This window comes from Pseudomonas sp. AC239 (assembly GCF_979258545.1).
The window spans coordinates 2348449-2374442 of the sequence record NZ_OZ409864.1 but is presented as its reverse complement, the minus strand read 5'-3'; the positions used below and the strand labels follow the sequence as shown (position 1 = coordinate 2374442).

The 25994-nt window shown below is 61.4% G+C and carries 19 protein-coding genes; 6 read left to right on the top strand and 13 right to left on the bottom strand.

The window, feature by feature from the left end:
- Nucleotides 1-114 precede the first annotated feature (114 nt).
- From gltB to ACZ0AZ_RS10880, 9 genes are all read right to left on the bottom strand, one after another.
- On the bottom strand, nucleotides 115-4560 hold the full coding sequence (gene gltB, locus ACZ0AZ_RS10920) for a glutamate synthase large subunit (RefSeq protein WP_463537359.1): 4446 nt from the start codon (nucleotides 4558-4560) through the stop codon (nucleotides 115-117).
- Nucleotides 4561-4911: 351 nt separating this feature from the next.
- Entirely contained in the window at nucleotides 4912-6498 is a 1587-nt protein-coding gene (locus tag ACZ0AZ_RS10915) for an AAA family ATPase (RefSeq protein WP_463537358.1), read from the bottom strand.
- Between the two features lie 10 nt (nucleotides 6499-6508).
- Nucleotides 6509-7609 (bottom strand): 3-dehydroquinate synthase, encoded by a 1101-nt coding sequence (aroB, locus tag ACZ0AZ_RS10910; protein ID WP_463537357.1) that lies wholly within the window; start codon nucleotides 7607-7609, stop codon nucleotides 6509-6511.
- A gap of 152 nt (nucleotides 7610-7761) precedes the next feature.
- The gene (gene aroK / locus ACZ0AZ_RS10905) at nucleotides 7762-8280 is read right to left on the bottom strand and encodes a shikimate kinase AroK (RefSeq protein ID WP_024011270.1); all 519 of its coding nucleotides are present in this window, start codon (nucleotides 8278-8280) and stop codon (nucleotides 7762-7764) included.
- Between the two features lie 4 nt (nucleotides 8281-8284).
- Nucleotides 8285-10363: a type IV pilus secretin PilQ gene (gene pilQ / locus ACZ0AZ_RS10900; RefSeq protein ID WP_463537356.1), complete on the bottom strand. Its 2079-nt coding sequence runs from the start codon at nucleotides 10361-10363 to the stop codon at nucleotides 8285-8287.
- A 13-nt stretch (nucleotides 10364-10376) separates the two neighbouring features.
- On the bottom strand, nucleotides 10377-10901 hold the full coding sequence (locus ACZ0AZ_RS10895; RefSeq protein WP_310404132.1) for a pilus assembly protein PilP: 525 nt from the start codon (nucleotides 10899-10901) through the stop codon (nucleotides 10377-10379).
- Complete coding sequence (pilO, locus tag ACZ0AZ_RS10890) at nucleotides 10898-11521, bottom strand: type 4a pilus biogenesis protein PilO (RefSeq protein WP_463537355.1); 624 nt, start codon at nucleotides 11519-11521, stop codon at nucleotides 10898-10900. Before pilO ends, ACZ0AZ_RS10895 begins: the two co-directional genes overlap by 4 nt.
- Entirely contained in the window at nucleotides 11518-12084 is a 567-nt protein-coding gene (locus ACZ0AZ_RS10885; protein ID WP_463537354.1) for a PilN domain-containing protein, read from the bottom strand. Before ACZ0AZ_RS10885 ends, pilO begins: the two co-directional genes overlap by 4 nt.
- Nucleotides 12084-13148, bottom strand: coding sequence for a pilus assembly protein PilM (locus ACZ0AZ_RS10880; RefSeq protein ID WP_039756675.1), 1065 nt, complete (start codon nucleotides 13146-13148; stop codon nucleotides 12084-12086). The genes ACZ0AZ_RS10885 and ACZ0AZ_RS10880 overlap by 1 nt, the downstream gene beginning before the upstream one ends.
- 219 nt (nucleotides 13149-13367) lie before the next feature.
- On the opposite strand from ACZ0AZ_RS10880, the gene ACZ0AZ_RS10875 reads away from it, so the two are divergent.
- Nucleotides 13368-15812, top strand: a complete 2445-nt coding sequence (locus ACZ0AZ_RS10875) for a penicillin-binding protein 1A (RefSeq protein ID WP_372339874.1) — start codon at nucleotides 13368-13370, stop codon at nucleotides 15810-15812.
- Nucleotides 15813-16010: 198 nt separating this feature from the next.
- Here the strand turns inward: ACZ0AZ_RS10875 and ACZ0AZ_RS10870 are convergent, their stop codons facing one another.
- From ACZ0AZ_RS10870 to rpmE, 3 genes are all read right to left on the bottom strand, one after another.
- Nucleotides 16011-17279, bottom strand: coding sequence for a malic enzyme-like NAD(P)-binding protein (locus ACZ0AZ_RS10870; protein ID WP_129998265.1), 1269 nt, complete (start codon nucleotides 17277-17279; stop codon nucleotides 16011-16013).
- A gap of 184 nt (nucleotides 17280-17463) precedes the next feature.
- Entirely contained in the window at nucleotides 17464-18246 is a 783-nt protein-coding gene (locus tag ACZ0AZ_RS10865; protein ID WP_129998403.1) for a thermonuclease family protein, read from the bottom strand.
- Nucleotides 18247-18287: 41 nt separating this feature from the next.
- Nucleotides 18288-18509, bottom strand: a complete 222-nt coding sequence (gene rpmE, locus ACZ0AZ_RS10860; RefSeq protein WP_016772055.1) for a 50S ribosomal protein L31 — start codon at nucleotides 18507-18509, stop codon at nucleotides 18288-18290.
- Between the two features lie 288 nt (nucleotides 18510-18797).
- Here rpmE and ACZ0AZ_RS10855 point away from each other — a divergent pair, with 288 nt between their 5' ends.
- Nucleotides 18798-21017, top strand: coding sequence for a primosomal protein N' (locus tag ACZ0AZ_RS10855; RefSeq protein WP_463537353.1), 2220 nt, complete (start codon nucleotides 18798-18800; stop codon nucleotides 21015-21017).
- A 118-nt stretch (nucleotides 21018-21135) separates the two neighbouring features.
- Here the strand turns inward: ACZ0AZ_RS10855 and ACZ0AZ_RS10850 are convergent, their stop codons facing one another.
- Nucleotides 21136-21258, bottom strand: coding sequence for a hypothetical protein (locus ACZ0AZ_RS10850; protein WP_016772057.1), 123 nt, complete (start codon nucleotides 21256-21258; stop codon nucleotides 21136-21138).
- On the opposite strand from ACZ0AZ_RS10850, the gene argS reads away from it, so the two are divergent.
- The 4 genes from argS to hslU all read left to right on the top strand — a co-directional run bounded on the left by argS (nucleotide 21257) and on the right by hslU (nucleotide 25919).
- The gene (argS, locus tag ACZ0AZ_RS10845) at nucleotides 21257-22993 is read left to right on the top strand and encodes an arginine--tRNA ligase (protein ID WP_129998267.1); all 1737 of its coding nucleotides are present in this window, start codon (nucleotides 21257-21259) and stop codon (nucleotides 22991-22993) included. The two genes, ACZ0AZ_RS10850 and argS, sit on opposite strands and share 2 nt — an antisense overlap.
- Before the next feature lies 1 nt (nucleotide 22994).
- Nucleotides 22995-23705 (top strand): SPOR domain-containing protein, encoded by a 711-nt coding sequence (locus ACZ0AZ_RS10840; protein WP_016772059.1) that lies wholly within the window; start codon nucleotides 22995-22997, stop codon nucleotides 23703-23705.
- Between the two features lie 290 nt (nucleotides 23706-23995).
- Nucleotides 23996-24526: an ATP-dependent protease subunit HslV gene (gene hslV, locus ACZ0AZ_RS10835; protein ID WP_007968352.1), complete on the top strand. Its 531-nt coding sequence runs from the start codon at nucleotides 23996-23998 to the stop codon at nucleotides 24524-24526.
- Between the two features lie 55 nt (nucleotides 24527-24581).
- Nucleotides 24582-25919 (top strand): ATP-dependent protease ATPase subunit HslU, encoded by a 1338-nt coding sequence (gene hslU / locus ACZ0AZ_RS10830; RefSeq protein WP_122693250.1) that lies wholly within the window; start codon nucleotides 24582-24584, stop codon nucleotides 25917-25919.
- The last annotated feature ends 75 nt before the right edge of the window (nucleotides 25920-25994 follow it).

Sequence of the window (25994 nt, the reverse complement as noted above, 5' to 3'; positions counted from 1 at the left end):
TTACACGACAGCTCCAAGCTACAAGCTTCAAGCTGCAAGAAAATCACATTAGTCCGGTACAACGCGTACTAGCTTCAGCTTGTCGCTTGAAGCTAGTGGCTTGCAGCTGCGTCGTTACTGCGGACTCGCACGAGTACTGGAGAGCAGAGATTTCAGACTCGCTGCCTTCGGTTTGACCAGCCAGAAACGACGCACGTAATCGTCGAGGTTCTCGGCGAGTTCACGACCCCACTCGCTGTCGGTTTCGGCGACGTACTCGTTCAGCACGTTCTGCAGATGGCTGCGATAGGCTTCCATCGCCTCGCCGCTGATCCGCTGGATCTCCACCAGTTCGTGATTGACCCGGTCAACGAAGGTGTTGTCCTGATCGAGCACGTAGGCGAAACCACCGGTCATGCCAGAACCGAAGTTGTAACCGGTCTTGCCCAGCACGCAGACGAAACCACCGGTCATGTACTCGCAGCAGTGATCACCAGTGCCTTCCACGACGGTGTGAGCACCGGAGTTACGCACGGCGAAACGCTCGCCTGCGGTACCGGCGGCGAACAGCTTGCCGCCAGTGGCACCGTACAGGCAGGTGTTGCCGATGATGGCGCTTTCCTGAGTTTTATAAACGCTACCCTTCGGCGGCACGATGACCAGCTTGCCACCGGTCATGCCTTTGCCGACATAGTCGTTGGCGTCGCCTTCGAGGTACATGTTCAGACCGCCGGCGTTCCACACGCCGAAGCTCTGCCCCGCCGTGCCTTTGAAACGGAAGGTGATCGGCGCCTTGGCCATGCCCTGGTTGCCGTGCTTGCGCGCGATTTCGCCGGAGATCCGGGCGCCGATCGAACGGTCGCAGTTGCAGATATCCAGCTCGAATTCGGCGCCGCTGAGGTCGTTGATCGCTGCCGAGGCCAGCTCGACCATCTTCTCCGCGAGCAGACCTTGGTCGAACGGCGGGTTGCGCTCAACGCCACAGAACTGCGGTTTGTCCGCCGGGATGTGATCGCTGCCCAATAGCGGCGTCAGGTCCAGGTGATGTTGTTTGGCGGTCTGACCTTCGAGGATTTCCAGCAGATCGGTGCGACCGATCAGCTCTTCGAGGGAGCGCACGCCAAGCTTGGCCAACCACTCACGGGTTTCTTCGGCGACGTAGGTGAAGAAATTCACCACCATGTCGACGGTGCCGATGTAGTGATCCTTGCGCAGCTTCTCGTTCTGCGTCGCGACACCAGTGGCGCAGTTGTTCAGATGGCAGATGCGCAGGTATTTGCAGCCCAGTGCGATCATTGGCGCGGTACCGAAGCCGAAGCTTTCGGCGCCGAGGATCGCCGCTTTAATCACGTCGAGGCCGGTTTTCAGGCCGCCGTCGGTCTGGACCCGGACTTTGCCGCGCAGGTCGTTGCCGCGCAGGGTCTGGTGGGTTTCAGCCAGGCCGAGTTCCCACGGCGCGCCAGCGTATTTGATCGAGGTCAGCGGCGAAGCACCGGTGCCACCGTCATAGCCGGAAATGGTGATCAAGTCCGCATAGGCCTTGGCCACACCGGCGGCGATGGTGCCGACGCCCGCTTCTGCTACCAGCTTCACCGAAACCAGCGCCTGCGGGTTGACTTGCTTCAAGTCAAAGATCAACTGCGACAAATCTTCGATTGAATAGATGTCGTGGTGCGGCGGTGGCGAAATCAGGGTCACGCCCGGCACTGCGTAACGCAGCTTGGCGATCAGCCCGTTGACCTTGCCGCCCGGCAGTTGCCCGCCCTCGCCCGGCTTGGCGCCCTGGGCGACCTTGATCTGCAGCACTTCGGCGTTGACCAGGTATTCCGGAGTCACACCGAAACGGCCGGTGGCAACCTGCTTGATTTTCGAACTCTTGATGGTGCCGTAACGTGCCGGATCTTCACCACCTTCGCCGGAGTTGGAACGCGCACCGAGACGGTTCATGGCTTCGGCCAGGGCTTCGTGAGCTTCCGGCGACAGTGCGCCCAGCGAGATGCCAGCGGAGTCGAAGCGCTTGAGCACCGACTCCAGCGGCTCGACTTCACTGATGTCCAGCGGCGTGTCGAGGGTCTTGACCTTGAACAGGTCGCGAATCATCGACACCGGACGGTTGTCCACCAGCGACGTGTATTCCTTGAACTTGGCGTAGTCGCCCTGCTGCACAGCGGCTTGCAGAGTGTTGACCACGTCCGGGTTGTACGCGTGATATTCGCCACCGTGGACGAACTTCAGCAGACCGCCCTGCTGGATCGGCTTGCGCGGACTCCAGGCTTCGACGGCGAGGGCTTTCTGCTCGGCTTCGATGTCGACGAAACGCGCGCCCTTGATCCGGCTCGGCACACCACGGAAGCTCAGGTCGCAGACTTCTTCGGACAGGCCGATGGCCTCGAACAGCTGCGCACCACGGTACGAAGCGATGGTCGAAATACCCATCTTCGACAGGATCTTCAGCAGGCCTTTGGTGATGCCTTTGCGGTAGTTCTTGAACACCTCATAGAGGTCGCCCAACACTTCACCGGTACGGATCAGGTCGCCCAATACTTCGTAGGCCAGGAACGGATACACCGCCGAGGCGCCGAAACCGATCAGCACCGCGAAGTGGTGCGGGTCACGGGCGGTCGCGGTTTCAACGAGGATGTTGGAGTCGCAACGCAAACCTTTTTCGGTCAGGCGGTGGTGCACTGCACCGGTCGCCAGCGAAGCGTGGATCGGCAGCTTGCCCGGAGCGATATGACGGTCGCTCAGGACGATCTGGGTACGCCCGGCGCGCACAGCTTCTTCAGCCTGATCGGCAACATTGCGGATCGCCGCTTCGAGGCCGAGGCTTTCGTCGTAGTTGAGGTCGATGATCGCCCGTTCGAAACCCGGACGGTCGAGGTTCATCAGCGAGCGCCATTTGGCCGGCGAGATCACTGGCGAGCTGAGGATCACGCGCGAGGCGTGTTCCGGCGACTCCTGGAAAATGTTGCGCTCGGCACCGAGGCAGATTTCCAGCGACATCACGATCGCTTCACGCAGCGGGTCGATCGGCGGGTTGGTCACCTGCGCGAACTGCTGGCGGAAATAGTCGTACGGCGTGCGTACACGCTGGGACAGCACGGCCATCGGCGTGTCATCGCCCATCGAGCCCACGGCTTCGTATCCTTGCTCGCCGAGCGGACGCAGCACCTGATCACGCTCTTCGAACGTGACCTGATACATCTTCATGTATTGCTTGAGCTGATCGACGTCGTAGAAAGCCGAACCGTGGTCGTTGTCTTCCATGGTCGCCTGAATGCGCAGGGCATTCTTGCGCAGCCATTGCTTGTACGGATGACGGGACTTCAAACGGTTGTCGATCGCATCGGTGTCGAGGATCTGCCCGGTTTCGGTGTCCACGGCGAAGATCTGCCCCGGGCCGACACGGCCCTTGGCGAGCACGTCTTCGGGCTGGTAGTTCCACACGCCGATTTCCGAGGCGAGGGTGATGAAACCGTTCTTGGTGGTCACCCAGCGCGCCGGACGCAGACCATTACGGTCGAGCAGGCACACCGCGTAACGACCGTCGGTCATTACTACGCCGGCCGGGCCGTCCCACGGCTCCATGTGCATCGAGTTGTACTCGTAGAACGCACGCAGATCCGGGTCCATGGTTTCGACGTTCTGCCACGCAGGCGGAATGATCATCCGCACGCCACGGAACAGGTCGATACCACCGGTGACCATCAGTTCGAGCATGTTGTCCATGCTCGATGAGTCGGAACCGACACGATTGACCAGCGGACCGAGCTCTTCCAGATCCATCAGATCATTGGTGAACTTGGTCCGACGAGCCTGTGCCCAGTTGCGGTTACCGGTGATGGTGTTGATTTCGCCGTTGTGGGCGAGGAAGCGGAACGGCTGCGCCAGCGGCCATTTCGGCAGGGTGTTGGTGGAGAAACGCTGGTGGAACACGCAGATCGCGGTTTGCAGGCGCTCGTCACTCAGGTCTGGATAAAACGCGGCCAGGTCGGCCGGCATCATCAGGCCTTTATAGATGATGGTCTTGTGCGAAAAGCTGCAGATGTAGTGGTCGGTGTCAGCGGCGTTGGCCACCGACGAACGGCGACGGGCGCTGAACAGCTTCACGGCCATGTCCTGATCGCTCAGGCCTTCGCCGCCGATGTAGACCTGCTCGATCTGCGGCAGGCGCTCAAGGGCGAGACGGCCGAGGACGCTGGTGTCGATCGGCACTTTGCGCCAGCCGATCAGTTGCAGGCCTTCGGCAAGGATCTCGCGGTTCATGTTCTCGCGAGCGGCTTCGGCCTTGGCCGGATCCTGATTGAAGAACACCATGCCCACGGCATATTGCTTGGGCATTTCGACGCCGAAGCTTTCCTGGGCAATGGCTCGCAGGAAGGCGTCGGGTTTTTGAATCAGCAGACCGCAACCGTCACCGGTCTTGCCGTCGGCATTAATCCCACCGCGGTGGGTCATGCAGGTCAGGGCCTCGATGGCCGTTTGCAAAAGGGTATGACTGGGCTCGCCCTGCATATGAGCAATCAGGCCGAAACCGCAGTTATCCTTGAATTCATCTGGTTGGTACAGACCTGCTTTCATAGACACTTTCTCACCAGGCTGCCTCTATTCGAGGCAAATTTCTTTTCAATTCAACCACTTGCGTTCCGCGCCGAACGTACGCCGGCTTAGCGGGGGCAAAAGGGTGGTCATTGTACACAGCGACACAGAGGCTCACAAATTTGACGACGAACTGTCGCAAATTCATGTCGCATTTGTGAAAGGTTTAAAGCGATCTGCTGTGCTAGTCAAAACTTTTTTAAGTTCTGACCGCAACGACTCAAAAACTACTGTGACGCAGACACCACAAGGCACGCGATCTTTTCAGAAAGCGCGCACTCGTGGAGATTTTGAGGTGCCGGGAGAGGCGGCCTGGGTAAGGCCGCCGAATCTTCAGCGAGTTGTTGCCAGTTCCTGTTGGACGCTGGCGACAGTGCGAGGCCAAGGTTTACCAGCCTGAACCTTCGCTGGCAAGGCCTTGATGGCAGAAACGGCCGCATCACGATTGGCAAAGTTGCCGTAGGTGATCACGTAAAGCGGCTTGCCGTTGAGGACTTTCTTGAAATAACGGTACTCGCCGCCCTGCTCCTTGACGAAGTTCTGCGCGGCGGTCTCCGAGCTGGTGCCGAGGATCTGCACGACATAGTTGCTGGTCGGCTGACCGGCGTACCAGCTGCCACCGGCAGCCTTGGCCACGGTAACGGGCTTGTCGGCAGGCTTGGCCGGAGCAGGAGCCGGTTTCGCAGCTGGCGCTGGCGTGGCCGGAGCAGGCTTGGCCGTGGCGATCTGCGTCGGAGCCGGGGTTGGTGCCGGCTTGGCCGCAGGGGTCGGAACCGGTGTCGGCGCAGGACCGGCCGGAACGCCCGCAGGCGGCGCGGAGGTGGTTACGGTTGGCGGAGTATCGCTGGAGCCTTCCAGCGGCACGCCGTCGTCGCCTTCGGTGATACCACCGGCGGCTTCGGCCAGCGGGCCACGCATGACCGGCTGCGAGTTGCCGACCAAAGGCAGCGGCATCGGCTGGGTGTTGCCAGCGAACTCGACGGATGGATTGGCGCCGTTCGCGGCGCCCTGACCCAATGGCAGTTGCGCCTGTTCATTGGCCGGAGCACCGGTGGTCGGCGCCTTGCTGCGACCCGGCATCAGCCAGGCGGCGGCAACCGCGACCACAACGACGGCGGAAATCGCCAATACGTGTTTCTTCGGCATGTTGAACCCCATACTTGGACGCTTGACCGCGGAGCGGCTGGCAATCATGACTTCGATCAGAGCATCGCGAGCGACCTGGTTGATGTTGCCCGGCCAGCCCTCGGAGCTTTCGTGAATATCAGAGATCTGATCTGCGGTGAAAAGTTCGACACCCCGGCCCGCGCCTTCCAGCCGCTGGTCGAGATATTCGCGGGTCTCTTCTTCGGTGTACGGCTGCAATTCGACGACGTGGAAACGCTCTTCTTCGAGCTGCAACGCCTCGAGCTGAGCGATCAGCGAAGACTCGCCAAACAGGAACACATGCGGACGACCTTCCGGCGTGCCGGCGCCGAGCGCCATCAATGCTTCCAGCGCCGACTCGTCGAGCTGCTCGGCATCGTCCACCAGCAGATAGACTTCCTGCCCGGTCAGACCGAGTTGCACTACCTGCTCGAGAATCGCGCCGACTTCGGCCTGCGCGACATCCAGCGCTTGCGCCACCTGGCGCAGCACGCCGGCCGCATCCCCGGCGCCACGGGCAGAAACCACCACGCTCTGCACCGATTGTTTATTGGTGCTGGCCACCAGCGCCTGGCGCAGCAGGGTCTTGCCGCTGCCCTGCGGACCGGTGACAACCAGCAGCAACTGGCTGTAACGCGCCAGATGATGCAGTTGACCCAGCACCGGCTTGCGCTGGGCCGGGAAGAATTTGAAGCCCGGCACCCGTGGCGCGAACGGGTCGTGACTTAACTGGAAATGGCCGAGAAACGCCTCGTCGGCATGCAAACTAGTCATCGGAATCGTTTTAACCTTTAAGCTGAGCCAGGGCGCGGTAATCCGCTCCCAGCGTGGCCTGTAGAACCTCTTTCGGATAATCGTCGGTCACTACCGCTTCGCCCATCCGGCGCAGCAGCACCAGGCGCAGACGACCGTCGATCACTTTTTTATCAATTGCCATGTGTTGGAGAAAATCGGCTTCGCTCATCTCTTCAGGCGGAATGACCGGCAGACCGGCCCGCTGGAACAGACGAATGCCGCGATCACGCTCCTGCTCGCTGATCCAGCCCAGGCGCGCGGACATTTCAAGCGCCATCACGGTACCAGCCGCCACCGCCTCGCCATGCAGCCAGACACCATAGCCCATGTGGGTTTCGATGGCGTGGCCGAAGGTATGGCCGAGATTGAGCGTGGCGCGCACGCCGGTTTCCTTTTCATCGGCGCCGACCACCGCAGCCTTGGCCGCGCAGGAACGCTCGATCGCATAGCTCAGCGCGGCCTGATCCAGCGCGCGCAGGGCGTCGACGTTTTCCTCGAGCCAGGTCAGGAACGGCTCGTCGCAGATCAGGCCGTACTTGATGACCTCCGCCAGACCCGCCGACAACTCGCGCTGCGGCAGGGTTTTCAGCGATGCGGTATCGATCAACACTACGTTCGGCTGATAGAACGCGCCGACCATGTTCTTGCCCAGCGGATGGTTGATGCCGGTCTTGCCGCCGACCGACGAATCGACCTGCGACAACAGCGTGGTAGGAATCTGGATGAAATCGACACCGCGCTGATAACAGGCGGCCGCGAAACCGGCCATGTCGCCGATCACCCCGCCGCCCAAGGCGATCACGGTGGTGCGGCGGTCATGACGGGCGGTCAACAGACCGTCGAAAATCAGTTGCAGGGTTTCCCAGTTCTTGAAGGCTTCGCCATCAGGCAACACCACCGAGATCACCGAGAACTGCGCAAGGCTGCGGGTCAGACGTTCGAGATAGAGCGGCGCGACGGTTTCGTTGGAGATGATTGCCACCTGCCGCCCGTGGATATGCGGCGCCAGCAGTTCCGGCTGATCCAACAGACCTTCGCCAATATGAATCGGGTAGCTGCGCTCGCCTAGATCGACCTTGAGTGTCTGCATGTGTCCCCACAGTGAAGATGGAAGCAGGCATCCTGCCCTGAAATTATTGGTGTTCTGCGGCCTGTAGCGGTATGACGTCGCTCGCCCGGCATCCGCCACACCCTCGGCGGACGCTGACAGGACGCCGAGGATAGCGCATTTCGGACGATGCTTTAACGGGGTGGCAACTGCGCGAGGCGGTCGAGAATGTCGAGCACCACCATGCGTGGCGGCCGCTCGTCGGTTTCCACCACCAGATCGGCGATTTCCCGATAAAGCGGATCACGGATTTCGAGCAGGTCACGCAAAGTTTTCGCCGGATCGGCGGTGCGCAGCAGCGGCCGATTGCGATCGCGGGAAGTGCGGCCGACCTGCTGCTCGACGGAGGCGTGCAGATACACCACGCGCCCGCCCTCATGCAGGGCCTTGCGATTGGCATCACGCATCACTGCGCCGCCGCCGGTCGCCAGCACCACGCCATCGAACGCGCACAGCTCGGCGATCATCGCCTGCTCGCGGTCACGAAAGCCGGGCTCGCCTTCCTTGTCGAAGATCCATGGGATATTGGCACCCGTGCGCAGCTCAATTTCCTTGTCGGAATCCTTGAACGGCAGGCGCAGCTCTTTGGCCAGCAATCGGCCGATGGTGCTTTTGCCAGCACCCATCGGTCCTACAAGTATCAAATTTCGCACAGAATCAACGACTCACAGCAATCGCCTGGTTATTCATGATACGCGGAGTGAGAAATACCAGCAGCTCGGATTTTTTCTCCGAAACCACATCACGCCGGAAAAGGCGGCCAAGATACGGCACATCGCCAAGAAATGGCACCTTATCTACAACCTTGCTCTGAGTATTTGAAAAAACACCGCCGATTACGATGGTCTCGCCGTCATTCACCAGCACTTTGGCGTTGACCTCGTTTTTCTTGATCGGCGGCACATCCTGCACTTTGTTCAGGTAGTCGGGCTCATCCTTGGTGACCTTGACCTCCATGATGATGCGGTTGTCGGGCGTGATCTGCGGGGTGACTTCCAGTGACAGCGAGGCCTCCTTGAACGACACCGACGTGGCGCCGCTGGAGCTGGCCTCCTGATACGGAATTTCGGTGCCTTTGAGGATTTTCGCGGTTTCCTTGTCCGAGGTGACCACCTTCGGCTGCGAGACGATTTCGCCGTTGCCGGTCTTTTCCATCGCCGTCAGTTCCAGATCCAGCAACACGTTGTCGGTGATGAAAGCGATACCGATCCCCGAAGTGTTGTTGACCGTGCCCATGTCGACGAACGGCGAGTTGGTGCCGGTGCTGCCCGGCGTGCCGATCGTGCTCGACGAACCGTTGACCCCGGAGGCGTTCCAGTTGCCCTTGTTCTGCACCGAACCGCCCCAGCGCACGCCCAGGCTCTTGTCATAATCGACGTTGGCCTCAACGATGCGCGCCTCGATCATCACCTGGCGCACCGGAATATCCAGTTGCGCGACGATCCGCCGCAATTCGTCGAGGCGATCCTGGGTCTGGTAGGCAATGATGTTGTTGGTCCGCTCATCAACGGTAATCGAACCGCGCTCGTCGACCTTGGCTTCGGCACTGGTCACCGACTGGAACAGCTTGGCAATGTCCGCCGCTTTCGCGTAATTGACCTGCAGCAGCTCGCGACGCAATGGCGCCAGCTCGGCGATCTGCTTCTGCGACTCCAGCTCCTGACGCTCACGGGCGGCGATTTCATCGGCCGGCGCGACGAGCAGCACGTTACCGATCTTGCGTTTATCCAGGCCCTTGGTTTTCAGCACCAGATCCAGTGCCTGGTCCCACGGCACGTTCTGCAGGCGCAACGTGATGCCGCCCTGCACCGTGTCGCTTGCCACGAGGTTGAGATTGGTGAAGTCAGCGATCAGTTGCAGCACCGAGCGCACGTCGATGTCCTGAAAATTCAGCGAGAGCTTGTCGCCGACATAGGCCTGACGGTCGGCGTTGCGCTTTTGCAGGTCGTCGACGCTCATCGGCCGAACGCTCACGGTGAGCTTGTTGTCGGTCTGGAACGTGGAATAGTCGAAGGTGCCGCTGGGCTCGACGCTGATCACCGTGCGATCGCCGGTAACTGCTCCGTTGACGAACTGCACCGGGGTCGCGAAGTCCTTGACGTCGAGGCGCACGCGCAGTTTTTCCGGCAAATGCGTGCGGGCGAAGCTGAGGATGATCTTGCCATCGTGCTCTTGGATATCCGGGGCAATGGTCGGATCAGAGAGGTCGATGACCACGTTGCCCTCGCCTTCGGTGCCGCGCTGGAAATCGACGCCGCGAATCGCCCGGCTGCGCGGCAGCGAAGATCTGGTGGGTGCCGCACTGGCCGTGGCGGCACGCGGTGCAACGGCGGCCGGGCGCGGCGCAGTCGTCGAGGCGCCCTGGCCGACCACGACGAACAGATTATTGCCTTCGACCCGCGTGCTGTACGGCGCCAATTGCGTCAGGCTGACAATCAGCCGCGTGCGATCCTTGGCTTCGGCTACCGTGGCCGTGCGCGCGTTGCCGCTGCCCAGATCAAGATTCCTGTTGGCCAACTGGCTGGTCACGCCCGGCAGATCCAGTGCAATGCGTGCCGGTGACTCGGTTGTGTAGCCCTTGGGCTGTGGTGGCGGGCCGTCGAACGACAGCTTCAGTTCGACGCGGTCACCCGGCAGCGCGGCGACATCCAGCGCTTTCAGACTGGCCGCCATTACCATCGGTGACACCAGCGCTATCCATAGCGAAAAACCGAGGGTGGAGAAAATCCTGTTCATTGTTCGACTTCCACTATGAGTGCTCTTTCAAAGGAATGGTGCGCGGCCGCTCCAGCCAGGCGCCGGCGCCGTCGGGCACGATCTCGACGACATCGACCTGGGTGGCGCTGATGGCGACGATCCGGCCGTCGTTGCGGCCCAGGTAGTCGCCGACCTTGAGGCGATGCACTCCGCCCGCGCCGCGCAGCAGCGCAAACGAGCCCGAGGCATTGGCAATCGTGCCGACCATTTCGAACTGCTCGATATTGAACCCTTCAAGGTATTGCTTGACCCGGTTGGGGTCGGGTTTGACGTTGCGCGAGCCGTGCTTCTGCCCGGCCAGATCGACCCGCGCCTGCCGCGAAAACGGACTGCGCAAGTTGGCGGCGCTGTAAGTGAATGTGGGGTAAGACCGGAATGTCGGCGTTGGTTCAATCTTGCCCGCCGGGCGCAGGCGCACTTCGTTGAGGTACGCGTCGAGGTCGCTGAAGTCATCGCCGCCACCGCAGCCGCTCAGGACCAGCAGCATCGGCAGGACGAAATAACGAATCGGGGTCATTTTTCCAGCCCCTTATCGTTATAGCGATACGTCTTGGCGAGGATGCTCATGCGCAGCTTCGGCCCGCCTTCGGGGTTGGCCGGCGCCAGTTCGAAATCGTGCAGGGTGACGATGCGCGGAAGGCCGGCGACGCCGCTGACGAAGGTCGCAAGGTCGTGATAGGCACCGGTTACGGTGATCTGGATCGGCAGCTCGATGTAGAACGGCTGGATCACTTCCGGCAACAGCTTGATTTCTTCGAATTCCAGACCGCTGCCCAAGCCTGTGCGGGTGATGTCTTCAAGCAGGCCTGGGACTTCGGTGTCGCTGGGCAATTGCCGCAGCAACACGCCGAAGGTGTTTTCCATTTCTTTCATCTGCTGGGTGTACAGCTCAAGGTTTGCCGACAACCGCGCCTTGCTGGCGAACTGCTCCTTGAGAGTGGTTTCCTCTTCGCGCTTGAGCTCGAGCTGATTTTCCATGTCGCTGATAAAGAAGTAATAACCAAGCGCGAGGATCAACACCATCACCAGCGCACCGCACAGGGTTTTCACCGCTGGCGGCCAGGAGCCGATATTGCTGGTGTCGAGGTCGTTGAAATCGATATTGCGCAGGCTTTGCAGCCACTCGGAGACTTTCATTGCTCGTCCTCCGGCACCTTGGGCTGGGTCTGACGAACGGTCAACTGAAAGACATTGGCCTGTTCGACCTGATCGGCGCTGGTGGCCTTGACCTCATTCAGGCTCGGCGCGTCGAACCAGTCGGACGCATCAAGGTTGCGCATCAGCTCGGAAACCCGATTGTTCGACTCGGCCGCACCACTGATGGACAGGGTCTTGCCGGCCATTCTCACATCGGTGAAATACACACCGTCCGGCAACGTACGCGCCAGTTGATCGAAGATCCGCCCGCTGATCTGCCGGTTGCCCTGCAGGTCCTGAATGATGCGCATGCGCTCGACCAGTTGCTGGCGGCGCGCCTTGAGCTCACTGATCTGCTTGATGCGTTCGTCGACCACGGCGATCTGTTTGCCGATGTAATCGTTGCGCGCCATCTGCCGCTCGATCGCTGCGCTGATGATCTGATCGGCAATCAGCACTGCGCCGATCGAGCCGGCGAGCACGCCGATCAGGATCAGCAGGAAGCGTTTGCGCCGCTCTTCGCGGCGCTCCTCGCGCCAGGGTAGAAGGTTGATCCGCGCCATCAGTCGAAACTCCTGAGCGCGAGCCCGCAGGCGATCATCAATGCTGGCGCGTCACTGGCCAGCGCGCCGGCGTTGACCTTGCTGCCCAAAGCCATGTCGGCAAACGGGTTGGCCACTTGGGTCGGGGTGTTCAGACGCTGTTCGATCAGACGATCGAGCCCGGGCACCGAAGCCGTGCCGCCGGCGAGCAGGATATGGTCGACCGCGTTGTATTGGCCGGAGGCGAAGAAGAATTGCAGCGAACGCGAAACCTGCTGCACCAGCGCTTCACGAAATGGCTGCAAGACTTCACTCACGTAATCATCCGGCAGGCCGCCCTGCTTTTTCGCCAGGCCCGCCTGCTCGACCGTGAGGCCATAGCGGCGCTGGATCTCTTCGGTGAGCTGGCGTCCGCCAAACAGTTGCTCGCGGGTGTAGATGATCTTGCCGTTGTGCAGGACGCTGAGGGTGGTCATGGTCGCGCCGATGTCGACCACCGCCACGGTCAGGCGCTCCTGGGAGGCCGCCAGATGCGTCGCCAGCAGGCCGAACGAGCGCTCGAGTGCGTAGGCCTCGACATCGACCACCCGTGCAGTCAGACCGGCGAGCGCCAGCGCTGCTTCACGAACCTCGACGTTTTCCTTGCGACAGGCGGCAAGCAGCACGTTGACCCGTTCCGGGTTGCGCGGCGACACGCCCTGGACTTCAAAGTCGATGGCGACTTCGTCCAGCGGATAGGGAATGTATTGGTCGGCTTCGATCTTGAGCTGGTTTTCCAGCTCGTCGTCGGACAGCCCGGCGTCCATCTCGATGACCTTGGTGATCACCGCCGAACCGGCCACCGCCACCGCCACGCTCTTGACCCCGGTGCGCGCCTTGACCAGTACCCGGCTCAGCGCCTGGCCGACGCCCTCGAGTTCGGCGATGTTCTTTTCGACCACGGCGTTCGCCGGCAACGGCTCCACCGCGTAGGCCTCGACCCGGTAGCGCTCGCCCTGACGGCTCAGTTCCAGCAGCTTTACCGAGGTGGAGCTGATGTCGATCCCCAGTAACGCATTGGTCTTTTTATTGAAGAGTCCCAGCACTACCAATTCCCTATGACTTTCCGTGAGTTACGGACTCTGTAATACGCATTGCGTTCCTTGACCCCCGTCTTGACAGAAGCGTCAATGACGCCCCCGACGGAAAAGTGCTTATAATGCCCAGCGATTTTTTCCGCTTTTTACTGCCCGCGCGGATGGCTCTGTGTGTAACCGCAGCCCCGTGCCAAATTCATTCTTTGCCCTGGATGTCCAAAAGCCTTGATTCGTCTGCTGAAATTTTTCGGTTGGTCCATCGTCGCCGTTTTCTGCGGACTGCTCTTAGGTCTCAGCGGCGCCTTTCTTTACCTTAGTCCGGGTTTGCCGTCTGTGGAGGCGCTGAGAAGCATTCAGTTGCAGATTCCTCTGCGCGTCTACAGCAGCGACAACAAGTTGATCGCAGAATTTGGCGAAATGCGCCGTACACCGATCCGTTTCGCCGACATTCCGCCCAATTTCATTAATGCGTTACTAAGTGCTGAAGACGACAATTTTGCCAATCACTATGGCGTCGACCCGAGCAGCCTGATGCGCGCGGCGACCCAACTGGTCAAAAGCGGACACATCCAGTCCGGCGGCAGCACCATCACCATGCAGGTGGCAAAGAACTTCTTCCTCACCAGCGAGCGCAGCTTCTCGCGTAAAACCACAGAAATTCTCCTGGCCCTGCAGATCGAGCGGCAGCTGACCAAGGACGAGATCCTTGAGCTGTACGTCAACAAAATCTATCTGGGCAACCGCGCCTACGGCATCGAGGCGGCGGCGCAGGTGTATTACGGCAAATCGATCCGTGACGTCAGCCTGGCGCAGATGGCGATGATCGCCGGCCTGCCGAAAGCACCGTCGCGTTTCAACCCGTTGGCCAACCCGGCGCGCAGTAAAGAACGCCGCGACTGGATCCTGGGGCGCATGTACAAGCTGGGCAAGATCAGCGAGGCCGACTACACCGCGGCGATCAACGAGCCGCTGAACGCCAGCTACCACGTGCCGACGCCGGAAGTGAACGCACCGTACATCGCCGAAATGGCCCGCGCCGAAATGGTCGGTCGTTATGGTAGCGACGCCTACACCGAAGGCTTCCGCGTCACCACCACAGTGCCGAGCAATCTGCAGGAAATGGCCAACACCGCGCTGCACGAAGGTTTGATGACCTACGACCAGCGCCACGGCTACCGCGGCCCCGAGTCGCGCCTGCCGGGCAAGACTCGCGAAGCCTGGGCCAGCGAGCTGACCAAGCAGCGCACCATCAGCAGCCTGGAACCTGCGATCGTCACCCAAGTCGATAAAACCGGCCTGCAAGTGTTGACCCGCACCGGTGAAGAGCACGTTGCCTGGGACACGATGAAATGGGCGCGGCCGTTCCTCAATACCAACAGCATGGGCGCCAACCCGCGTCAGCCGTCGGATGTCGCGCAGGTCGGTGATCTGATTCGCGTGCAGCGCCAAAAAGACAATTCGCTGAAATTCAGCCAGATTCCGCAGGCGCAAGGCGCGCTGGTGTCACTGGATCCGCAGAACGGCGCGATCCGTTCGCTGGTCGGCGGTTTTGCCTTCGAGCAGAGCAACTATAACCGCGCTCTGCAGGCCAAGCGTCAGCCGGGGTCGAGCTTCAAACCGTTCGTTTACAGCGCCGCGCTGGATAACGGTTACACCGCCGCCACCCTGGTCAACGATGCGCCGATCGTGTTCGTCGACGAATACCTGGACAAGGTCTGGCGACCGAAAAACGACACCAATACCTTCCTCGGCCCGATCCGCCTGCGTGAAGCGCTGTACAAGTCGCGCAACCTGGTGTCGATCCGCTTGCTGCAAGCCATGGGCGTGGGCAAGACCATCGACTACATCACCCGCTTCGGTTTCAACAAGCAGGACCTGCCGCCGAACCTGTCGCTGGCACTCGGTACCGCGACGCTGACGCCGATGGAAATCGCCACCGGCTGGAGCACCTTTGCCAACGGCGGCTACAAGATCACCCCGTACATCATCGACAAGATCGAAAGTCGTAACGGCGACACGCTGTTCGTCGCCAATCCGCCGACCGTGCCACAGGGTGGTTCGGCGACCGACGGTATCGCTGCGCCGGCCACCGAGTCGTTCACGGTCAATGCCGCCCCGGTTGCCGGTGAAGCGCCGGGCAACCCGGCAGTGCCGCAAGCGCCGGCCGTAGCCGAGCGGATTGTCGATGGACGCACCACCTACATCCTCAACAGCATGCTGCAGGACGTGATCAAGCTCGGTACCGGCCGTCGCGCACTGGCCATGGGCCGCAGCGACATCGCTGGCAAGACCGGTACCACCAACGAATCGAAAGATGCGTGGTTCTCCGGCTACAACGCCGATTACGTGACCACGGTGTGGACCGGTTTCGACCAACCGGAAAGCCTCGGACGCCGTGAGTTCGGCGGCACCGTGGCGCTGCCGATCTGGATGAATTACATGTCCGCCGCACTGAAAGACAAGCCGCCGCATGTGCAGCCTGAGCCGGAAGGCTTGCTCAGCCTGCGGGTGGATCCGGTCAGTGGCCGCGCCGCGACGCCGAGCACGCCGGGGGCCTACTTCGAACTGTTCAAGACTGAAGACACACCGCCATCGGTGAACGAGCTGGGCAACGGCACCGTGCCAGGCAGCCCGCTGCCGGCGGATGAACAGGCGCCGATCGATCTGTTCTAGGGGAGCAGCTGCAAGCGCCAAGCTACAAGCGGTAAGCAAAAGCGCGAACGATGCACGCTTGTAGCTTGTAGCTTGTAGCTTGTAGCTTGCAGCTTGCAGCTTGCAGCTTGCAGCTTGCAGCTTGCAGCTTGCAGCTTGCAGCTTGCAGCCCATAAAAAAACCCAGCACCAGGCTGGGTTTTTTTATGGGTGGCTGCTTTTAACCGTTGAACACGTCATCCACGCTTTTCAGCGGGTAGTTCTTCGGATACGGCAGGGTGGCCACGCCGGTCTCGATCGCGGCCTTGGCCACGGCGTCGGAGATCAGGGTGATCAGGCGCTTGTCCATTGGCTTCGGAATGATGTACTCACGGCCGAATTCCAGCGGAGCACCGCCGTAGGCATCGCACACGTCCTGTGGAACAGGCAGTTTGGCCAGTTCGCGCAGGGCGTTGGCGGCGGCGACTTTCATTTCTTCGTTGATGCGCTTGGCGCGAACGTCCAGGGCGCCACGGAAGATGAACGGGAAGCCCAGTACGTTGTTGACCTGGTTCGGGTAGTCCGAACGGCCGGTGGCCATGATCACGTCGCTACGGGTGGCGTGCGCCAGTTCCGGGGAGATTTCCGGATCCGGGTTCGAGCAGGCGAACACGATCGGATTGGCCGCCATCGACAGCAGGCCTTCGGCGCTCAGCAGGTTCGGACCGGACAGACCGACGAATACGTCAGCGCCTGCCAATGCGTCAGCCAGGGTGCGCTTGTCGGTAGCGTGGGCGAATACGGCTTTGTACTGGTTCAGGTCGTCACGGCCGGAGTGAATCACGCCGGTACGGTCAACCATGAAGATGTTTTCGATGCGAGCGCCCATGCTCACCAGCAGTTTCATGCAGGAGATGGCGGCAGCACCGGCGCCGAGGCAGACAATCTTCGCTTCCGGCAGGGTTTTGCCAGCGATTTCCAGGGCGTTGATCATGCCCGCAGCGGTCACGATCGCGGTGCCGTGCTGGTCATCGTGGAACACCGGAATGTCGCACTGCTCGATCAGAGCGCGTTCGATCTCAAAGCACTCTGGCGCTTTGATGTCTTCCAGGTTGATGCCACCGAAGGTGATGGAGATGCGCTTGACGGTGTCGATGAAGGCTTGCGGGCTTTCCGAATCGACTTCGATGTCGAATACGTCGATGCCGGCGAAGCGCTTGAACAGCACGCCTTTGCCTTCCATTACAGGCTTGGAAGCCAGTGGGCCGAGGTTGCCCAGGCCCAGAATAGCGGTGCCATCGGAAATGACTGCCACCAGGTTGCCCTTGCCGGTGTATTTGTAGGCCAGTTCAGGATCGCGAGCGATCTCGCGCACTGGTTCAGCTACGCCGGGGCTGTAGGCCAGCGACAGGTCGCGGGCGGTAGCAGTGGCCTTGGTGAGCTCGACACTCAGCTTCCCCGGACGAGGATTGGCGTGGTATTCGAGAGCGGCAGTTTTCAGATCAGACATTTTGGCATTCCGCTTTTTTACTGTTGGACAGACTGGTCAGCGAGGATACGCGCCTCGCAAAGTCCCCACAAGACTGGGCAGTCACTGCTGTCAAGCGCCCTGCCCTACGACTTTGGGCCAAGAGCCACGGCGCACAAGGGCTGGACTGTTCACAATCAATCAGAAAAATGTCTACAATTTTTCTTCAGCGCGATACTTGCAGCATCGAAGGATCGGTCAACGGCAGCAACCAGCGCGCCTGACCTTTTTGCAGACCACCGCGCCGGGATCGGTCAACCACCCAGCCACGTGCTTCGACCTGCTTGCCCTTCAGCGCCTGCAAGCGGGCGCTGTCGGATTGTCCGAGCAGATTGGGTGCAACCCGCAATACAAGCGTGTCCTGCAACTCGATCCAGATTCCGCCGCGATTGCGCTGCACCTTGCTCACCCGACCGCTGACCACGGCGAAACCCGAACGCTGAATCTGCTGAGCCTTGATTACCGGGGATTGCCGCCAGAGACCAAGTCCGGCCTGTCGCGCGCGGCGTTCGGCGGCCTGCTGGCAGACGACCAGATCGACGTTCGGCGCCACGGCAACCTGAAAACCCAGGCCAGCGGCAAGCATCTGCGCTTCGAGACTGGCACCGCTGACGCTGTAAACATGCGCGAGCGTACGGCCGTAATGGTCTTTCGCCTGCTTGCCAGGCCGCAGACCGACGCGGCCGCCACTGTCATCGACCAGCGCCTGCAGGTGTTTGCGCGCCGCCACGGCGAACGGTTCGTCGCTGCGGCCCTTCTTGCCCAGCTCTGGCGTATTGAGGCCGATCATGCGCACGCTGCGACCATCACTCAGGCGCAGGGTGTCGCCATCGACCACCCGCTGCACGGAAACGCTGGTCAGCCCTGCGGGTGCCGGACAAAAGGCCTGGGCGGTGGACAGCCAAATCGCAGACACAAAAAAGGCGCCCGCAAGGGACGCCTTTTTCATCAGTCTGGAGAAGTCGAAGCGACCTTCCAAAATGATCAGCCTCAGGCTTTTTTGCCGACGCCGAAAGTAGCGAAACGGTCTGCGAACTTCTGCACACGGCCGCCGGTGTCCAGAGTCTTCTGCTTACCGGTGTAGAACGGGTGGCATTCGTTGCAAACGTCGATCGCCAGGGCTTTGCCGTAGGTCGAACGAGTTTCGAACTTGTTACCGCAGCTGCAGGTAACAGCGATTTCCGGGTAGTTCGGATGGATTTCGGCTTTCATGGTGTCTTCCTCAGGCTAGCGTGCCGCCACCCAACACTATTGTTGAATACCGCACGTAATTAGGCCGCGGATTCTACCAGACCTTTTCAATCGCGCAAGCTGTCACCGAGACCGACCGTCTGCTAGGCTCCCGGCCTTGAACGCATTACCCTGTGGGAGCGAGCTTGCTCGCGAATGCGTCGTGTCAGTCAATGTTCAAGCGCCTGATACACCGCCTTCGCAAGCAAGCTCGCTCCCACAATTGATCTGCGTTCAACCCTTCTTTTGCGTTTATAGAGATCCCCCCGCGTGCCCGACGCCATTCTGCGCCTTGCCCTGCCTTCGCCCCTGCGCCGCCTGTTCGATTACCGGGCGCCGGCCGGGGTGCGGCGCGAGCAATTGCAGCCGGGCATGCGCCTGCGGGTGCCGTTCGGGCGGCGCGAGATGATCGGCATTCTGGTCGAGGTCACCGATGCCAGCGAAGTGCCGGCAGAAAAACTCAAACCGGCACTGGCTCTGCTCGATACGACTTCGCCACTGCCGCCAGCGCTGTTCAAGCTGTGTCTGTGGACCGCGCAGTATTACCAGCACAGCCTTGGCGACACCTTGAACTGGGCCTTGCCGGTGCTGCTGCGTCAGGGCGAGCTGGCCGAGGCACGGCAGGAACGCTTCTGGTCAATTGCCCCCGGCGCCAGCGTTGACGACCCTCGGGTCGCCCGTGCGCCGCGCCAGCGCGAGGCGCTGACCACGCTGGCCCAGCATCCCCACGGCGTGGCGCATCAGTTGCTGAGCAAACTGATGCTGAGCAAGGACAGCCTCGATCTGCTGCTGGCCAAGGGGCTGGTGCAGGTCGAAATCCGTCGCCACGCCCCCGGCGTTCGCCATGAACACTGGCTGGCGCAACCGGAGCTGCCGCTCAACAGTGAACAGCGCGCCGCGTATGAAGCGATTCGCGCCGGCTTCGACAGTTATCACGCCTTCCTGTTGGCCGGCGTCACCGGCAGCGGCAAGACCGAAGTCTATCTGCAACTGATCCGCGAGACCCTCGAAGCCGGCAAGCAGGCCTTGGTGCTGATCCCGGAGATCAACCTCGGCCCGCAAACCCTGGCGCGCTTCGAACAGCGTTTCAACGCGCGCATCGCCCTGCTGCACTCGGCGGTAAATGATCGCGAACGCCTGGAAGCCTGGCTCGCCGCCCGCGATGGCGAGGCCGACATTATTATCGGCACCCGCTCGGCACTGTTCACGCCGATGAAAAATCCCGGGCTGATCATCATCGATGAAGAACACGACGGCTCCTATAAACAGCAGGAAGGTCTGCGCTACCACGCTCGCGATCTGGCGCTGGTACGCGCGCGGCAGGAAAACATCCCGATCGTGCTCGGCTCCGCCACGCCGTCGCTGGAGAGCCTGCACAACGCTTACACGGGGCGCTACGGCCTGTTACGCCTGAACGAACGCGCTGGCGGCGCCAAGCAACCGCGCTTCCTGCGTCTGGACGTGAAAAGCCGTCCGCTCGACAGCGGTATTTCCGGGCCGATGCAGCAAGCCATCGGCCAGACCCTCGCCAACGGTCAGCAAGTGCTGGTGTTCCTCAACCGTCGCGGCTTTGCCCCGACCCTGCTCTGCCACGATTGCGGCTGGATGTCCGAGTGCTCGCGCTGCGATGCGCGCATGACCGTGCATCAACGTTACGGCGAGTTGCGCTGTCACCACTGCGGCAACGTCGAGCGCACGCCACGCCAGTGTCCGAAGTGCAGCAAGGTCGATCTGCGCCCGGTCGGCGCCGGTACCGAACGCGCCGAAGAGCGTCTGGCGATTCTGTTCCCGGATTACCCGGTACTGCGCGTCGATCGCGACAGCACCTCGCGCAAGGACGCGATGAATCAGTTGTTTGCGACGATCCAGAAAGGTCAGCCGTGCATTCTGGTCGGCACGCAGATGTTGGCCAAGGGGCACCATTTCCCGCGGGTGACGCTGGTGTCGATTCTGGATGCCGACGGCGGCCTGTTCTCCGGCGACTTCCGCGCCAGCGAGCGCATGGCGCAACTGATCGTCCAGGTCGCCGGGCGCGCCGGCAGGGCGGAGGAGCCGGGCAAGGTGATCATCCAGACGCACCTCGCCGACCATCCTTTGTTGGTGCAACTGACCGAGCAAGGTTATTTCGCCTTCGCCGAACAAGCCCTGAGCGAACGCCGCGCGGCCGGGTTGCCGCCGTTTGCCCATCTGGCGCTGCTGCGCGCCGAAGCGCACAAGCCGGGGCAGGCGGAAGGTTTTCTCGATGAAGCGTGCAGCGCGGCCGAACGCCTGCTGGCCGAGTTGAATCTGAGTGGCATCGAGCTGCTCGGGCCGGTGCCGGCACCGATGGAGCGCCGCGCCGGACGTTATCGCGCGCAGCTGTTGTTGCAGGCGACCGCGCGGGCACCGTTGCATCGCTTGCTGGCCAGCTGGATGCTGGTGCTGGAGCAGATGCCGAGCGGGCGGGCGGTGCGCTGGTCGCTGGATGTTGATCCGGTGGATCTGTATTGAGCTGAAGATCGCTTTCGCGAGCAGGCTCGCTCCCACAGTGGATCAGCGCCGTACATACCTTGTGTGTCCTGCGCAAAACCTTGTGGGAGCGAGCCTGCTCGCGAAAGCGGACTTTTTGTCACCACATATCCACATCCTGCCTGCTAAGGTTGGCAAGCCCGTCTTCGCAACGGATAATGCCCAGTTTTTCCACCCGCGCATCGATGCGCCCGCCGCGCTTGCGGTCGAAAGAGAAGACCATGAAAGACACCATTCGCCAGCTGATCCAGCAAGCCCTCACCCAACTCGTCAACGAAGGTGTGTTGCCTGAAGGCCTGACGCCGGCGATCCAGGTGGAGAACGCCCGCGACAAGACCCACGGCGACTTCGCCAGCAACATCGCCATGATGCTGGCCAAGCCAGCCGGCATGAAGCCGCGCGACCTGGCGGAGAAAATCATCGCCGCACTGCCCGCCGACGAGAACGTCACCAAGGCCGAGATCGCCGGCCCGGGCTTCATCAATTTTTTCCAGAACACCCAGGCCCTGGCCGCGCGTCTCGACGCCGCGCTGGCCGATGCCCATGTCGGCGTACGCAAGGCCGGCCCGGCGCAGCGCACCGTGGTCGACCTGTCGGCACCGAACCTGGCCAAAGAGATGCACGTCGGCCACTTGCGCTCGACCATCATCGGTGACGGTGTGGCTCGCGTACTCGAGTTCCTCGGTGACGAAGTGATCCGCCAGAACCACGTCGGCGACTGGGGCACTCAGTTCGGCATGCTGATGGCTTATTTGCAGGAAAACCCGATCACCAGCGACGAGCTGTCCGATCTGGAAAACTTCTACCGCGCGGCCAAGCAGCGTTTCGACGAATCCGAAGAATTCGCCGACCGCGCCCGTGGCCTGGTGGTCAAGCTGCAGGCCGGCGATGCCGAATGCCTGGCGCTGTGGACCCGGTTCAAGGACATCTCGCTGTCGCACTGCCAGAAGATCTACGAACTGCTCAACGTCAAACTGACCATGGCCGACGTGATGGGCGAAAGCGCCTACAACGACGACCTGATCAACGTGGTCAACGATCTCAAGGCTGCCGGCATGCTGGTCGAGAGCAACGGCGCCCAGTGTGTGTTCCTCGACGAGTTCAAGAACGCCGATGGCGACCCGCTGCCGGTGATCATCGTCAAGGCCGACGGCGGTTACCTGTACGCCACCACTGACCTCGCCGCCGTGCGCTACCGCAGCGGCAAGCTCAAGGCTGATCGTGCGCTGTACTTCGTCGATCAGCGTCAGGCCCTGCACTTCCAGCAAGTCTTCGCTGTGGCGCGCAAGGCCGGTTTCGTCACCCATCCGATGGAAATGGAGCACATGGGTTTCGGCACCATGAACGGCGCCGATGGCCGTCCGTTCAAGACCCGTGACGGCGGCACCGTGAAGCTGATCGATCTGCTCACCGAAGCCCAGGAACGCGCCTACAACCTGGTGAAAGAGAAGAACCCGACCCTGGCCGAAGACGAGTTGCGCAACATCGCCAAGGTCGTCGGCATCGGCGCAGTGAAATACGCCGACCTGTCCAAGCATCGCACCAGCGACTACAGCTTCAACTTCGACCTGATGCTCAACTTCGAAGGCAACACCGCGCCATACCTGCTGTACGCCTACACCCGTGTGGCTGGTGTGTTCCGCAAACTGGGCAAGGATTTCAGCGAAGTCGACGGCCAGATCGTCCTCGAAGCGGCGCACGAGCAAGAGCTGGCGGCGAAGCTGGCGCAGTTCGGCGAAGTGTTGAACAACGTCGCTGAAAAAGGCACCCCGCACATTCTCTGCACCTACCTGTACGACGTCGCCGGCCTGTTCTCCAGCTTCTACGAGAACTGCCCGATCCTTGCCGCCGAAACCCCGGCGCAGATGCAGAGTCGTCTGCGTCTGGCCGCGCTGACCGGTCGCACCCTCAAGCAAGGCCTGGAGCTGTTGGGTCTGGAAACTCTGGAGCGTATGTAAGTTGGCTGCCAAGAAAAAACCTGCACCCAAACGCGGCGCCAGTCGCTATCAGGCCCCGGCGAAACAACCGATTCCGGGCTGGCTGTGGATGGCCATCGGCCTGACCGTCGGCGCGTTCATCGTGTTTCTGATGAAACTGGAACCGGGCAAGGGCAGCGACACGGTCAAGCGCGAGAAGGTCGAGCAGCAGCAGAAAGCGTCGAAGATCGCCGAGGCCAACAAGACCCCGCCGAGCCCGACGCAACCGGTGAAGCCGAAGTACGACTTCTACACCTTGCTGCCGGAATCGGAAGTGATCGTGCCGCCGGACGCGGTACCGGAGAAGACCCTGCCGACGCCGCAAGTGCCGGCCATCCCGACCACGCCGGTAACCCCGGCCGAAGCGGCGAAGATCGACACCGCACGGGCGCAGGCGGCTCTGGCCGGGATCACGCCGCCGCCAGCGCCGCCAGTGAGCAAGGCCGCGCCAGTGACCAAGTTCTTCCTCCAGGCCGGTTCGTTCCGCAAGGAAACCGATGCTGACAAGGTGCGTGCGCAGATCATTCTGCTCGGCCAAGCCGTCGCGGTGGAGTCCGGTACGGTCAAGGATGAAACCTGGTACCGCGTCTTGGTCGGCCCGTTCAGCAACCGTGAACAACTGACCACGGCACAGAAACAACTGGCCGGTGCCGGCTTCAGCAACCTGTTGTTACAACAACGCCAGAGCCGCTAAGGCTCTCAGAGGTCAGCTGCAACTTGCAGGTGACCTTCAAACTTTGTGGCGAGGGGATTTATCCCCGTTTGGCTGCGGAGCAGCCCTGAAACCAGCCATTGCGGTGCAGCAGGCATACCGCAAATGATGGTTTCGCTACTGCTTCGCAGCCGAACGGGGATAAATCCCCTCGCCACCGTCATCACACACACCATTCGTCTCCCATCGTCCCTGCCGGTTGAAATCCCCTCCAGCACCCCCATATGAATGGGCATAAGGCATTTTCGCCCCGCTGCGTGGAGACTCTTCCCTTGACCACCATCGTTTCAGTCCGCCGCCACGGCAAAGTCGTCATGGGCGGCGACGGCCAGGTTTCTCTCGGCAACACCGTGATGAAAGGCAACGCCAAAAAGGTTCGTCGCCTGTACCACGGCCAGGTCATCGCCGGTTTTGCCGGTGCCACCGCCGACGCCTTCACCCTGTTCGAACGCTTCGAAGGCCAGCTCGAAAAACATCAGGGCCACCTGATCCGCGCCGCCGTCGAACTCGCCAAAGAATGGCGCACCGACCGCTCCCTGAGCCGTCTCGAAGCGATGCTCGCGGTTGCCAACAAGGATGCCTCGCTGATCATCACCGGCAACGGTGACGTGGTTGAACCCGAAGATGGCCTGATTGCCATGGGTTCCGGCGGCGCCTACGCGCAGGCTGCCGCCAGCGCCCTGCTGAAAAAGACTGACCTGTCGGCGCGCGAGATCGTCGAAACCGCCCTCGGCATCGCCGGCGACATCTGCGTATTCACCAACCACACCCAGACCATTGAGGAGCAGGATCTCGCTGAATAAGCCTGTTTCGGCCCGTGTGCCACGGCTTGTCTCTGCTTGAGGACCGTCAATTATTATGTCCATGACTCCCCGCGAAATCGTCCACGAACTCAACCGCCATATCATCGGCCAGGACGATGCCAAGCGCGCCGTCGCGATTGCCCTGCGCAACCGCTGGCGCCGCATGCAGCTGCCTGAAGAGCTGCGCGTTGAGGTGACCCCGAAGAACATCCTGATGATCGGCCCGACCGGTGTCGGTAAAACCGAGATTGCCCGTCGCCTGGCGAAACTGGCCAATGCGCCGTTCATCAAGGTCGAAGCGACCAAATTCACCGAAGTCGGTTATGTCGGTCGTGACGTCGAGTCGATCATCCGTGATCTGGCCGATGCTGCGATCAAGATGCTCCGCGAGCAGGAAATGACCCGCGTACGCCACCGCGCCGAAGACGCCGCCGAGGACCGCATCCTCGACGCGTTGCTGCCGCCGGCCCGCATGGGCTTCAGCAACGAAGAAGCGCCGAGCTCCGATTCCAATACCCGCCAGCTGTTCCGCAAGCGCCTGCGCGAAGGTCAGCTGGACGACAAGGAAATCGAGATCGAAGTCGCCGAAGTTTCCGGCATCGAAATCGCCACGCCGCCGGGCATGGAAGAGATGACCAACCAGCTGCAATCGCTGTTTGCCAACATGGGCAAGGGCAAGAAGAAGTCGCGCAAGCTCAAGGTCAAGGAAGCACTGAAACTGGTGCGCGATGAAGAAGCCGGGCGTCTGGTCAACGAGGAAGAGCTGAAGGCCAAGGCGCTGGAAGCGGTCGAGCAGCACGGCATCGTTTTCATCGACGAGATCGACAAGGTCGCCAAGCGCGGCAACGTCGGCGGCGCCGATGTCTCCCGCGAAGGCGTACAGCGCGACCTGCTGCCGCTGATCGAAGGCTGCACCGTCAACACCAAGCTGGGCATGGTCAAGACCGACCACATCCTGTTCATCGCCTCCGGTGCATTCCACCTGAGCAAGCCGAGCGATCTGGTGCCGGAGCTGCAAGGCCGTCTGCCGATCCGCGTCGAGCTCAAGGCGCTGAGCCCGGAAGACTTCGAACGCATCCTCAGCGAACCGCACGCCTCGCTCACCGAGCAATACTGCGCGCTGCTGAAAACCGAAGGCCTGAACATCCAGTTCCAGCCCGAGGGCATCAAGCGTCTGGCGGAGATCGCCTGGCAGGTCAACGAGAAGACCGAGAACATCGGTGCCCGTCGCCTGCACACCCTGCTTGAGCGTCTGCTCGAAGAGGTGTCGTTCAGCGCCGGCGACCTGGCCAGCGCCCACGATGACAAGGCGATTCTGATCGACGCCGAATACGTCAACAGCCACCTCGGCGAATTGGCGCAGAACGAAGATCTGTCCCGCTACATTCTGTAGAGCGGCAAGCTACAAGCTACAAGCGGCAAGCTGAGTTAAGCTTGCAACTTGTAGCTTGCAGCTAAAGGCTGTTTT

Coding starts and splice junctions, on each gene's coding strand:
- aroB (WP_463537357.1), bottom strand. CDS start 7,609: ATGCAGACACTCAAGGTCGATCTAGGCGAGCGCAGCTACCCGATTCAT.
- ACZ0AZ_RS10885 (WP_463537354.1), bottom strand. CDS start 12,084: ATGGCGCGGATCAACCTTCTACCCTGGCGCGAGGAGCGCCGCGAAGAG.
- gltB (WP_463537359.1), bottom strand. CDS start 4,560: ATGAAAGCAGGTCTGTACCAACCAGATGAATTCAAGGATAACTGCGGT.
- ACZ0AZ_RS10850 (WP_016772057.1), bottom strand. CDS start 21,258: ATGGTCTTCTCTTTCGACCGCAAGCGCGGCGGGCGCATCGATGCGCGG.
- pilQ (WP_463537356.1), bottom strand. CDS start 10,363: ATGAACAGGATTTTCTCCACCCTCGGTTTTTCGCTATGGATAGCGCTG.
- pilO (WP_463537355.1), bottom strand. CDS start 11,521: ATGAAAGTCTCCGAGTGGCTGCAAAGCCTGCGCAATATCGATTTCAAC.
- ACZ0AZ_RS10865 (WP_129998403.1), bottom strand. CDS start 18,246: ATGAAAAAGGCGTCCCTTGCGGGCGCCTTTTTTGTGTCTGCGATTTGG.
- ACZ0AZ_RS10915 (WP_463537358.1), bottom strand. CDS start 6,498: ATGACTAGTTTGCATGCCGACGAGGCGTTTCTCGGCCATTTCCAGTTA.
- argS (WP_129998267.1), top strand. CDS start 21,257: ATGAAAGACACCATTCGCCAGCTGATCCAGCAAGCCCTCACCCAACTC.
- hslU (WP_122693250.1), top strand. CDS start 24,582: ATGTCCATGACTCCCCGCGAAATCGTCCACGAACTCAACCGCCATATC.
- ACZ0AZ_RS10870 (WP_129998265.1), bottom strand. CDS start 17,279: ATGTCTGATCTGAAAACTGCCGCTCTCGAATACCACGCCAATCCTCGT.
- ACZ0AZ_RS10895 (WP_310404132.1), bottom strand. CDS start 10,901: ATGACCCCGATTCGTTATTTCGTCCTGCCGATGCTGCTGGTCCTGAGC.
- rpmE (WP_016772055.1), bottom strand. CDS start 18,509: ATGAAAGCCGAAATCCATCCGAACTACCCGGAAATCGCTGTTACCTGC.